At 71.2% G+C, this 11,317-nt stretch carries 10 protein-coding genes and 1 pseudogene; 8 read left to right on the top strand and 3 right to left on the bottom strand.

Annotated features, from left to right (window positions below):
* The first annotated feature begins 53 nt into the window (after window positions 1-53).
* The 4 genes from GAS53_RS10120 to GAS53_RS10135 are packed head-to-tail and all read left to right on the top strand — an operon-like array spanning window position 54 to window position 5,722.
* Window positions 54-1,577, top strand: coding sequence for a GMC family oxidoreductase (locus GAS53_RS10120; RefSeq protein WP_151477157.1), 1,524 nt, complete (start codon window positions 54-56; stop codon window positions 1,575-1,577).
* Window positions 1,578-1,582: 5 nt separating this feature from the next.
* Window positions 1,583-2,776, top strand: coding sequence for a quaternary amine ABC transporter ATP-binding protein (locus GAS53_RS10125; RefSeq protein WP_225858847.1), 1,194 nt, complete (start codon window positions 1,583-1,585; stop codon window positions 2,774-2,776).
* Window positions 2,776-4,722, top strand: coding sequence for an ABC transporter permease (locus tag GAS53_RS10130; protein WP_151477128.1), 1,947 nt, complete (start codon window positions 2,776-2,778; stop codon window positions 4,720-4,722). The genes GAS53_RS10125 and GAS53_RS10130 overlap by 1 nt, the downstream gene beginning before the upstream one ends.
* Window positions 4,723-4,753: 31 nt before the next feature.
* Window positions 4,754-5,722: an ABC transporter substrate-binding protein gene (locus GAS53_RS10135; RefSeq protein ID WP_151477158.1), complete on the top strand. Its 969-nt coding sequence runs from the start codon at window positions 4,754-4,756 to the stop codon at window positions 5,720-5,722.
* Between the two features lie 204 nt (window positions 5,723-5,926).
* Here the strand turns inward: GAS53_RS10135 and GAS53_RS10140 are convergent, their stop codons facing one another.
* Together GAS53_RS10140 and GAS53_RS10145 are read right to left on the bottom strand one after the other, a co-directional pair.
* Window positions 5,927-6,664 carry an isocitrate lyase/PEP mutase family protein gene (locus GAS53_RS10140; protein ID WP_151477129.1) on the bottom strand — a complete coding sequence of 246 codons (738 nt, stop codon included), beginning with the start codon at window positions 6,662-6,664 and terminating at the stop codon, window positions 5,927-5,929.
* 34 nt (window positions 6,665-6,698) lie between these two features.
* Window positions 6,699-7,292 (bottom strand): carboxymuconolactone decarboxylase family protein, encoded by a 594-nt coding sequence (locus GAS53_RS10145; RefSeq protein ID WP_151477130.1) that lies wholly within the window; start codon window positions 7,290-7,292, stop codon window positions 6,699-6,701.
* A 47-nt stretch (window positions 7,293-7,339) separates the two neighbouring features.
* Between GAS53_RS10145 and GAS53_RS10150 the strand changes: the two genes are divergently transcribed.
* Window positions 7,340-8,869 carry an aminotransferase-like domain-containing protein gene (locus tag GAS53_RS10150; protein WP_151477131.1) on the top strand — a complete coding sequence of 510 codons (1,530 nt, stop codon included), beginning with the start codon at window positions 7,340-7,342 and terminating at the stop codon, window positions 8,867-8,869.
* 121 nt (window positions 8,870-8,990) lie between these two features.
* On the opposite strand, the gene GAS53_RS10155 is transcribed toward GAS53_RS10150, so the two are convergent.
* Complete coding sequence (locus tag GAS53_RS10155) at window positions 8,991-9,851, bottom strand: hypothetical protein (RefSeq protein WP_151477132.1); 861 nt, start codon at window positions 9,849-9,851, stop codon at window positions 8,991-8,993.
* A 166-nt stretch (window positions 9,852-10,017) separates the two neighbouring features.
* Here GAS53_RS10155 and GAS53_RS10160 point away from each other — a divergent pair, with 166 nt between their 5' ends.
* From GAS53_RS10160 to GAS53_RS10170, 3 genes and pseudogenes are all read left to right on the top strand, one after another.
* Window positions 10,018-10,383 carry a hypothetical protein gene (locus GAS53_RS10160; RefSeq protein ID WP_151477133.1) on the top strand — a complete coding sequence of 122 codons (366 nt, stop codon included), beginning with the start codon at window positions 10,018-10,020 and terminating at the stop codon, window positions 10,381-10,383.
* Between the two features lie 48 nt (window positions 10,384-10,431).
* Window positions 10,432-10,725 (top strand): annotated as a pseudogene (locus GAS53_RS10165) (glutathionylspermidine synthase family protein); the annotation flags it as partial.
* A 420-nt stretch (window positions 10,726-11,145) separates the two neighbouring features.
* Window positions 11,146-11,317 (top strand): transposase (locus GAS53_RS10170; protein ID WP_151477134.1); only part of this gene is annotated, 172 nt, incomplete at its 3' end.

Raw genomic sequence — 11,317 nt, forward strand, 5'->3', positions numbered from 1 at the left:
CCCCCACTGCACAAGGCAGCTTGGAGCACGCCCTCATGGACCCCATGGACCTCATGGAAGAGAACACGTACGACTACGTCGTGATAGGCGGCGGCACCGCAGGATCCGTCATCGCCTCCCGGCTCACCGAGAACCCCGACGTCACCGTCGCCGTCATCGAGGGCGGCCCCAGTGACGTCGACCGCGAGGACGTCCTGACCCTGCGCCGCTGGATGGGCCTGCTCGGCGGGGAGCTGGACTACGACTACCCGACGACGGAGCAGCCGCGCGGCAACTCGCACATCCGGCACAGCCGCGCCCGCGTCCTCGGCGGGTGCTCCTCGCACAACACGCTCATCGCGTTCAAGCCGCTGCCGTCCGACTGGGACGAGTGGGAGGCGGCGGGCGCCAAGGGCTGGGGCGCGGTCCCGATGGAGGCGTACTTCGCACGGCTGCGCAACAACATCGTGCCGGTCGACGAGAAGGACCGGAACGCCATCGCCCGCGACTTCGTGGACGCCGCGCAGGCGGCGCTCGGCGTGCCGCGCGTGGAGGGCTTCAACAAGCAGCCGTTCACCGAGGGCGTCGGTTTCTTCGACCTCGCGTACCACCCGGAGAACAACAAGCGGTCGAGCGCGTCGGTCGCCTACCTGCATCCGTTCATGGATGAGCGTCCCAACCTCCGTATCCTCCTGGAGACCTGGGCGTACAAGCTGGAGCTCGACGGGACGCGTGCCCGCGGCGTGCACGTACGCACCAAGGACGGCCACGAAGTCCTCGTACGGGCCCGCAACGAAGTCCTGCTGTGCGCCGGAGCCGTCGACTCGCCCCGGCTGCTCCTGCACTCCGGCATCGGGCGGCGGGCGGACCTCGAAGCGCTGGGCATCCCCGTCGTCCACGACCTGCCGGGCGTCGGCGAGAACCTGCTCGACCACCCCGAGTCGGTCATCGTCTGGGAGACGGACGGACCCATCCCCGAGAACTCCGCGATGGACTCCGACGCCGGTCTGTTCGTGCGGCGCGACCCCGAACACGCGGGCCCGGACCTGATGTTCCACTTCTACCAGGTCCCGTTCACGGACAACCCGGAGCGCCTCGGCTACGAACGCCCCGCGCACGGCGTCTCCATGACTCCGAACATCCCCAAGCCGCGCAGCCGCGGCCGGCTGTATCTGACGAGCGCAGACCCGGCCGAGAAGCCCGCCCTCGACTTCCGCTACTTCACGGACGAGAACGACTACGACGGCCGCACCCTCGTCGACGGGATCAGGATCGCCCGCGAGATCGCCAGGTCCGAGCCGCTCGCGCACTGGCTCAAGCGCGAGGTGGCGCCCGGACCGGACATCACGGGGGACGAGGAACTCAGCGTGTACGCGCGGTCGGTGGCGCACACGGTGTACCACCCGGCGGGCACCTGCCGCATGGGCGCGCCGGACGACCGACTGGCCGTCGTGGACCCCGAGTTGCGCATCCGCGGCCTCGAAGGCATCCGGATCGCCGACGCGTCGGTCTTCCCGACGATGCCCGCCGTGAACCCGATGATCGGGGTGCTCATGGTCGGCGAGAAATGTGTGGACCTGCTGGGAGGCGATGCGTGATGAGTATGTCGACCGCTGCTGAGGCCACCGCTGTCGAGCACAAGGACGCCGGGCCCGTCTTCGCCGTCGAAGGTCTCTGGAAGGTCTTCGGCCCCAAGGCCGACCGCGTCCCCGGCGACGCCGAGCTCGCCGCCCTCACCCCCGCCGAACTCCGTTCCCGTACCGGCTGCACGGCCGCCGTCCGGGACGTGAGCTTCGAGGTCCGCAAGGGCGAGGTCTTCGTCGTGATGGGCCTGTCCGGCTCGGGCAAGTCCACCCTCGTACGCTGTCTGACCCGGCTGATCGAGCCGACGGCCGGCACGATCGTCATCGACGGCGAGGACGTCCGCGCCATGGACAAGACGCGGCTGCGCGAACTGCGCCGCCACCGCGCCGCGATGGTCTTCCAGCACTTCGGCCTGCTGCCGCACCGGTCCGTGCTCGACAACGTCGCGTACGGCCTGGAAGTCCAGGGAGTCCCGAAGCGCGAGCGCCGGGAGAAGGCCCGGGAAGTCGTCGCGAAGGTCGGCCTCGAGGGCATGGAGCAGCGGCGGCCCGGCCAGCTGTCGGGCGGCCAGCAGCAGCGCGTCGGACTCGCACGGGCGCTGGCCGTGGACCCCGAGGTCCTGCTGTTCGACGAGCCGTTCAGCGCGCTCGACCCGCTGATCCGGCGCGACATGCAGGAGGAGGTCATCCGGCTGCACCGCGAAGAGGGCCGCACGATGGTCTTCATCACCCACGACCTGAACGAGGCCCTGCGTCTGGGCGACCGCATCGCCCTCATGCGCGACGGCCGTGTCGTCCAGCTCGGCACGCCCGAGGAGATCGTGGGCTCGCCCGCCGACGACTACGTACGTGAGTTCGTACGGGACGTGCCGCGCGAGCAGGTCCTGACGGTACGGACGGCGATGCGGGCCGCGTCCGCGGAGGAGGCGGGCGAGGGCCCGGCCCTCGCGCCGGAGGCGACGGTCTCGGAGGCCATCGAGGCGGTCGCGCGCTCGGGCCGGACGGCCCGTGTGATGGACCAGGGACGCTGCCTCGGCGTCGTGGACTCGGATGCGCTGCTGGAGGTGGTGGCGGGAACCGGCGGCCGGTCGAGTGGATCAGCCACCGGGTGGTCCAGTGGTTCAGCCACTGAGCGGTCAAGTGGATCAGCCACTGGCAGGTCCACTGGCTCAGCCACTGACCCGGCCGAGCCCGCTCGCGAGGGGATGGCCTGATGGCCACCGCCACCGCACCCGTCCCCCATACCGGCGTCACCGGACTCCTCAGGAACCGGGCGCTCGCCAAGCTCCTCCTGCTCGCCGTCGCGGCGGCGGTCCTCGTCCCCCTCGTCGACTCCCGCTGGTCCAGCGGCACGTGGCCGGACGCCCTCACCGTCGACCTGTCCGAACCCCTCGGCAGGGCGAGCGACTGGATCATCGACAACCGCGACAGCCACCCGCTGTTCCTCTACTTCTTCGGGCACGTCTCCAACGCGGTCGTCCTCTCCGTACGCGCCGTCTACCTCGTCCTGCTCGCCGTCGGCTGGGCCGGCGTCACGGCCGCCGCGGCGCTGGTCGCCTGGCGGGTCGCGGGAGTGCGGCTGGCGCTCGGCACGGCCGTCGCGTTCCTGACCTGCGGGCTGCTCGGCATGTGGGTGCCCACCATGCAGACGCTCGCGCTGATGGTGGTCGCGGTTCTCGCGTCCGTCGCCCTCGGCGCACTGCTGGGCCTCGCGGCCGGGCTCTCCGACCGTACGTACCGCGCGCTGCGCCCCGTACTCGACACCATGCAGGTCCTCCCGGCCTTCGCCTACCTCCTGCCGGTCGTCCTCGTCTTCGGCATCGGCGTACCGGCCGCGGTGCTCGCCACCGTCGTGTACGCGGCGCCGCCCATGGCCCGGCTCACCGCGCTCGGCCTGCGCGGCGCGGACGCCGGCGTGATGGAGGCCGTCGAGTCCCTGGGCACAACCGCCCGGCAGCGGCTCCTCACGGCCCGTCTTCCGCTCGCCCGCAAGGAACTCCTCCTCGGCCTCAACCAGACGATCATGATGGCCCTGTCCATGGCCGTCATCGCGTCCGTCATCGGCGCGGGCGGCCTCGGCGACCGCGTCTACCAGGCGCTCGCCTCGGTCGACGTGGGCGCCGCGCTCGCCGCCGGCATCCCGATCGTGCTGCTCGCGGTCGTCCTCGACCGGGTGACGGCAGCGGCGGGGGAGAGGCTCGGAGGAGAGTCCAAGTCGCCCTGGACCGGCTGGACCTACGCGGCTGTCGCCGCCCTGGCCGTCGCGGTCGCCGGACGCCTGACCGACCGCCTCGACTGGCCCGAGACCTGGCTCGTGAACATCGCCGAGCCCGTCAACAGGGCCGTCGACTGGATGACCGACCACCTCTACTCCGGCGTCCCCTACGTGGGCGGCACCGCCGACTGGGCGGGCCACTTCACCACCTGGGTCCTGGACCCGCTCCGGGACGGCCTGCAGTGGCTGCCCTGGTGGTCGGTCCTGCTGATCGTCGCCGCGCTCGCCTGGCTGATCGGCACGTGGCGCACCGCGCTCACCGCCGTCCTCGCGATGGCCGCGATCGGTGTGCTCGGCGTGTGGCAGCCGTCCCTCGACACGCTGTCACAGGTGCTCGCGGCCGTGGCGGTCACGCTGGTCCTGGGCTTCGCGACCGGCATCGCGGCCGCCCGCAGCGAACGCTGCGAACGGCTGCTGCGCCCCGTCCTGGACGTCTTCCAGACGATGCCGCAGTTCGTGTACCTCATCCCGGTCGTGGCCCTCTTCGGCGTCGGCCGCGCCCCCGCCGTGGCGGCAGCCGTCGTCTACGCCCTCCCCGCCGTCGTCCGCATCACCACCCAGGGCCTGCGCCAGGTCGACCCGGCGGCCATGGAGTCCTCGCGCTCGCTGGGCGCCACGAGCTGGCAGCAACTCCGCCAGGTCCAGCTGCCGTTGGCCCGCTCGGCGCTGCTCCTCGCCGTCAACCAGGGCGTCGTCCTGGTCCTCGCCGTCGTCATCATCGGCGGCCTGGTCGGCGGTGGCGCACTCGGCTACGACGTCGTGTTCGGGCTCGCCCAGGGCGACCTGGCGACGGGTCTGGTGGCCGGCGCGGCGATCGTCTGCCTCGGCCTGATGCTCGACCGGGTGACGCAACCGACGCAGCGCCGTACGAAGAAGGGAGCGTGAGATGCGTACGCGCATGACGAGTGGCAAGCGCATGACGAGCGGTACGCGTATGACGGGCGCTCTGGCCGTCGGCTGCTCCTTGCTGGTGCTGACGACCGGCTGCGGAGCGGCCGACATGACCAAGCAGGCCTCGCCCTTCGCCAACGCGCAGGGCGCCAAGACGGTCACTCTCTCCGTGCAGTCCTGGGTGGGCGCGCAGGCCAACGTGGCAGTCGCGCAGTACCTGTTGGAGCACGAGCTGGGCTACCGCGTCGACACCGTCCAGGTCGACGAGGTCCCCGCGTGGGACGCGCTCAGCCAGGGACGCGTCGACGCGATCCTGGAGGACTGGGGCCACCCCGACCAGGAGCAGCGGTACGTCAAGGACAAGAAGACGATCGCGCGCGGCGGCGGCCTCGGGGTCACCGGGCACATCGGCTGGTTCGTGCCGACGTACTTCGCGAAGCAGCACCCCGACGTGACCGACTGGAAGAACCTGAACAAGTACGCCGACCAGCTCCGCACCGCCGAGAGCGGCGGCAAGGGGCAGCTGCTCGACGGCTCGCCGTCCTACGTCACGAACGACAAGGCGCTGGTGAAGAACCTGGACCTCGACTACCAGGTGGTGTTCGCCGGTTCGGAGGCGGCCCAGATCACCCAGATCCGCCAGTTCGCCAAGGAGAAGAAGCCCTTCCTCACCTACTGGTACACGCCTCAGTGGCTCTTCAAGAAGGTCCCCATGACGGAGGTGAAGCTGCCCGCCTACAAGGAGGGCTGCGACGCGGACCCGGACGCGGTCGCCTGCGCCTATCCGCACACTCCGCTGCAGAAGTACCTCAACTCGGACTTCGCGAAGTCAGGCGGCAAGGCGTCGGCCTTTCTGAAGAACTTCAAGTGGACGACCGAGGACCAGAACGAGGTCTCCTTGATGATCGCCGAGCAGAAGCTGACGCCTGAGGAGGCGGCGGCGAAGTGGGTGCGGGGACACGAGTCGACGTGGAGGGCGTGGCTGCCCAAGTAGCTCCGCCGCTGCCCGAACAGCCCTCCACGCACGCGTGATGGGCCCGTGCCGCGTGCGTCCCCCGACTGTGCCGGGTGCCTTCCCTGACAGGGGCACCCGGCACGTCCGTGCCACGGGTCCGAGGCCTTGTGCCGTCCATGCCTCAGGTCCGAGACCTCTGGTCCGAGACCTCATACCTCGGGATGTCTCGGGATGCCTCGGGCCTCAGCGCAGCCGTTCGGCGATCTCCCGCAGGGCCGCGGCGGCCGCGCGCTGCAGCCGCGGCCCGTACGTGATCCGCGTCGCCCCGCGCTCGCCCCACTCCCGGGCGGAGAGCCCGTCCGGCTCCGCGTACACGTTGACCGGGCCCTCGATCCCCGACCGCAGCAGCGGGAGTACGTCCGCCGGGGCGCCGATCGGATACACACAGTCGGCACCGGCGGCGACGTACAACGCGGCCCGCTCGACAGCCCGGTCCGGATCCGCGACCCCGCACGCGAACGTGTCGATACGTGCGTTGAGGAAGAGTCCGTCACCCGCGACGGCCCGCACCTCGGCGAGCCAATCGGAGTGCCGGGCAGGGTCCTTGAGGACGTCCTGATGGGAGTCCTCCAGGTTGCAGCCGACCGCGCCCGTCTCCAGCAGCCGCTCCACCAGCTCCTTGGGCGCCAGCCCGTAACCGTCCTCGACGTCCGCGGAGACGGGCACGTCGACGGCCCGTACGATCCGCGCGACCGCCGCGAACATCTCGTCGGCGGGCGTGGCCCCGTCCTCGTACCCGAGCGAGGCGGCGATCCCGGCGCTGGGCGTGGCGAGCGCCGGGAACCCGGCGTCCACGAACACGCGGGCGCTGGCCGCGTCCCAGGGTCCGGGCAGGATCAACGGGTCCTCGGGGAGGCGCCTCTGGTGCAGCGCGCGGAAGGTCTCGGCTCTGCCCGCCGTAAAGGTCTCGGCTCTGCCCACCGTATGCGTGCCCCCGATCACGGCGTGCCCGCCGTCACTTGTACTGCCCGGGCGTGTAGTGGCCGGCCGCGAGCCGGCAGGTCACGCCGAAACGGTTCCACGCGTTGATCACCGTGATCGCGGCGATCAGCCGGGTCAGCTCGGCCTCGTCGAAGTGCCGGGCTGCGGCCTCGTACACGTCGTCCGGCACGAAGCCGTCCGTCAGGACCGTGACCGCTTCGGTGAGCGCGAGCGCCGCGAGCTCCTTCTCCGTGTAGAAGTGCCGCGACTCCTCCCACGCGCTGAGCTGGACGATTCGCTCGACGCTCTCGCCCGCCGCGAACGCGTCCTTCGTGTGCATGTCGAGGCAGAACGCGCAGTGGTTGATCTGCGACGCGCGGATCTTCACCAGCTCGAGCAGCACCGGGTCGACGCCCTGCCGGGCGGCCGCGTCGAGCTGGACCATGGCTTTGTAGACCTCGGGGGCGAACTTGGTCCACTGGAGTCGGGGGGTGTGCTCGGGGGCGTAGGAGGTGTCCTTCTGGGCCTCCTCTTGGGCCCCCTTCTGGGTGCCTGTCGTGGTGTCTTTCCTGGTGTCTTCCTGGGTGTCTTCCTGGGTGGTGGCGTCCGTCGCCCGCGTCGTCGTCATGACGTCGACCCTACGGCCGGAATAGCCCAGGAGTATGGTCCATTTCCATGGCTGAATCATGGGCCACTTTGGGAGTGGACCTGCATGTCGACGTGACGCGTACCGGCCCCGGCCTGCGCAAAGGCCTGACGGACGCGCTGCGCGAGGCGGTACGGAGCGGACGGCTCGCGCCCGGCACCCGGCTGCCGTCGTCGCGGTCCCTCGCGGCCGACCTGGGCATCGCCCGCAACACCGTCGCCGACGCCTACGCCGACCTGGTCGCCGAGGGCTGGCTCACCGCGCGCCAGGGCTCGGGCACGCGCGTGGCGGAACGGGCGGTGGTGGCCCCGGCCTCGGCCGCGCGCCGGCCGCGCACGGCCCGGGGCCCCGTGCACGATCTCGTCCCCGGCATCCCCGACCTCGCCTCCTTCCCGCGCGCCGAATGGCTCAAAGCATCCCGCCGAGCCCTCGCGTCAGCGCCCTACGACGCCCTCGGATACGGGGACCCGCGGGGCCGCGCCGAACTGCGCACCGCCCTCGCGGGCTACCTCGCCCGGGCCCGCGGCGTACGCGCCGACCCCGAACGCATCGTCATCTGCTCCGGGTTCGTCCACGGACTGATGCTGCTCGGGGCGGTGCTGCGGGCGCGGGGTGCGGAGACGCTGGCGGTGGAGTCGTACGGGCTCGATGTGCACTGGAGCCTCGTGGAACGGGCGGGGCTGCGGTCAGTGACGTTGCCGTTCGACGAACTGGGCACGCGCACGGACGAGTTGACGGAGGGGAGCCGTTGGAGGGGGAACGGAGAGGGGAGCCATCGGAGGGGAAACCGAGAGGAGAGCCGCCGGAGGGGGAACGGGGAAGGGAGCAGGAAGGGGGACGGGGCGGGGAGCGGGGACGGTTCGGGCGGCGTACGGGCGGTGCTGCTGACGTCGGCCCACCAGTTCCCCATGGGCGTGCCGCTGCACCCCGACCGCCGTGCCGCCGTCGTCGACTGGGCGCGGCGGACGGACGGGCTGATCCTGGAGGACGACTACGACGGGGAGTTCCGCTACGACCGGCAACCCGTGGGCGCGCTCCAGGGCCTCGACCCGGACCGCGTGGTGTACGTGGGCACCGCCAGTAAATCCCTGGCCCCCGGCCTGCGCCTCGGCTGGCTGGTCCTGCCGCCCGATCTGGTGCCCGAGATCACGGCGGCGAAGGGCGGCGCGGACTGGTCGTGCGGGGTCCTGGACCAGCTGACGCTGGCGGAGTTCATCACGTCGGGCGCGTACGACCGCCATGTACGCGCCTCACGCCTCCGTTACCGCCGCCGCCGCGACCAACTCGTCGCGGCCCTGGCCACCCACGCCCCGTCGGTGGCGGCCACGGGTATCGCGGCCGGCCTCCACGCGGTACTCCAACTCCCGCCTGGCACCGAGCAGTCGGTGGTCCGAGCGGCTGCCTGGCAGGGCCTGGCGGTCCACGGCCTGAGCCGCTACCGCCATCCGGCCGCCGTGGCCCCGCCCCTGGACGCACTGGTCGTGGGCTACGGCACGCCTTCGGACAGCGGTTGGCCGGGGGCGTTGGAGGCGTTGGGCAGGGTGTTGCCTCAGCTTTAGGGCGCAACCGGCTCCGAAGCCATACGGCACGACCGGCTCCGAAGCCATACGGCACGACCGGCTCCGAAGGCTTACGCCACGACCGGCTCCGAAGGCTTACGCCACGACCGGTTCCGATGCCTTACGGCACGACTGACTCCGACTCCGAAACCTCCACCGGCGCCTCCCCGAAGCGCGCGAGCGCCAACGCCCCGGCCACCGCCACGGCGAAGCCGAGGACAGCCAGCCACGCCAAGCCTTCGCGCGTACGGTCGCCCAGCCAGACCACACCCACCAGCGCGGGCCCGATGGTCTCGCCGATGACCAACCCCGCCGTGGCAGTCGTCACCGAGCCCCGCTGGAGCGCCGACGTGAGGAGCAGGAACGCCGCGCCTCCGCCCAGCAGCAGGGCGTACGTCGCCGGGTTGGCAAGGAGCGTCGAGGGGGTGAGGCCGTCGATGAGCCGGACCGCCACCTCCACCACCCCGAAGCCGAACCCGGCGCCCAGCCCGAGGGCGAGCGCCCGCCCCCGCCCGGGCAGCCGCCCGGCCACCGCCCCGAGGGCCAGTACGGCGACAGCGGTGCCCAGCATCGCGTACTTGAGTGCGGTCGACCCGGCCCGCTCCCCCTCCTCCCCGGACGCGAGCCCGAGCATCGCGAGCCCCGCGCACACCACCCCGACCGCGCCCCACTCGACTCCGCTCAGCCGCACGCCGAGCAGCCACGCCGCGACCACCGCCGTCACCGCGAGACTTGCCGCGAGGGCTGCCCCCACCGCGTAGATCGGAATCGACCGCAGGGCAGCGATCTGCAACAGGAACCCGACCCCGTCAAGCACGAGCCCGGCGAGGTACCGCCACTCCCGCAAGGCCCGCAGCAGCAAGGCGGCGTCCACCCCGGAGGCGCCGGTGTCCTCCGTGACCGGCGCGGCCGCGCGCGCCGCGATCGCCTGCAACACCGTCGCCGTGCCGAAGCACACCGCCGCACCAAGGGCACACACCATTCCAAAGAGCACAAAGCGACTGTAGGGGAGGGAGAGTTCGGGGAGCTGCTTGTACGACCGGCCCACCCGATCTTTAGGCTGATCACGGATCAGGGCTCACTGAGCGCGGCTCACTGAGCGCGGTCGACAGACGACACCGGGCGACGGTCCCGACGGGGGAGAGAACATGGCAGACCAGCGCAGGAGGCTGCGTTCGAGCACGGTCGCACTCGGTGGAATGGGCGTCCTCGCGGCGGCCCTCACCTCGTGCGGCTCCGACCCGGACCGCCGCTGCGTGGACCGCGACAGCTACGACTACGCCAACGGCTACAAGGTCATCGCCGACAAGAACTGCAAGTCGGGTGCCGGCTCCACGTCGTCCGGCAAGAACCGCAAGAGCAGCGGCAGCAGCCGGACCGGCACGGTCGACGCCGACTGGTACTACGACGCCGACGTCACCGCCGGTTACGCCGACTACGGCACGTTCAGCCGCAGCGAGGCCGTGGACCGCGACGGCTTCGGCTGCTCGGGCTCGGGCAGCGGCGGCGGCTGACCCCGAGGAACCTCCGGAAACCCTCAGGAATCCTTAGGAACCACAGTCATGGAACGCCGCACCACGGCCCCTCGCCCCGGCTGGCAGCAGACCGTCGAGGAACAGGGCTTGATCTACCCCCTGACCCTCCCCCAGTCTCGGCTTCGCTCGACCGGGGGGAGCCCCATCCCGGACGACTCCCTGCGCCCCTACTGGGACGAGTCCGCGTACTACGTCTTCTCCCTCCCCGAGGTCGAGGCCCTGGAGGAGGTCGTCGAGGAGCTCCACACGATGTGCCTGGCGGCAGCCGAGCACATCGTCACCGAGAACCGCTTCGCCGACCTCGGCATCACCGACTCCAGGTCGGTGATGCCGAGGCCCGGCTGCAGTGCCGACAAGCGACTCTGCTTCAGAGCTGCTTCAAGCTCTACCGTTCCTGTGCAGTGGGGCGAACCCGTGCACTGGCACGCCCCGAACGGTGTTGGGCGCACTGGTCGTCCGCTTTCGTGTCCCGGGCGGCGACACGGATCCTGTCCGTGGTCCGAGCCGGGTAGGCGGAGTCCCTAACGACCTGGCCTGTGGATGCGGCCAGAGGCGACGGGGAGGCCCTGAACCATCTCTCTGGTGGAGGAGGGGCCCCGCACGCTGGCGCCGTACCCGGCGTCCCAGATCGCGCGGTAACGTAATCTCGGCGTGCCAGGGATACCGCAAGCCTGTGAGTCGACCATCACACGATCGGGTTAAGACCGTGTCCTACGTGGTGAGGCGGACGTTGAGCCGAGCATGGGGCGGGGTACGTGGAGTTGGATTGTTCCGGACGGGCTGTGGGAGATCGCGAAGCCGCTGATCCCACCGTCGAAGGTGCGGCCGCAGGGCGGCGGGACACAAGACACCCCAGATGAGACGTTGTTCGCGGCCATCGTCTACGTGCTGGTCAGCGGCTGCGCCTGGCGCG

The organism is Streptomyces albicerus, assembly GCF_008905045.1.
GTDB classification, from domain to species: Bacteria; Actinomycetota; Actinomycetes; order Streptomycetales; family Streptomycetaceae; genus Streptomyces; species Streptomyces albicerus.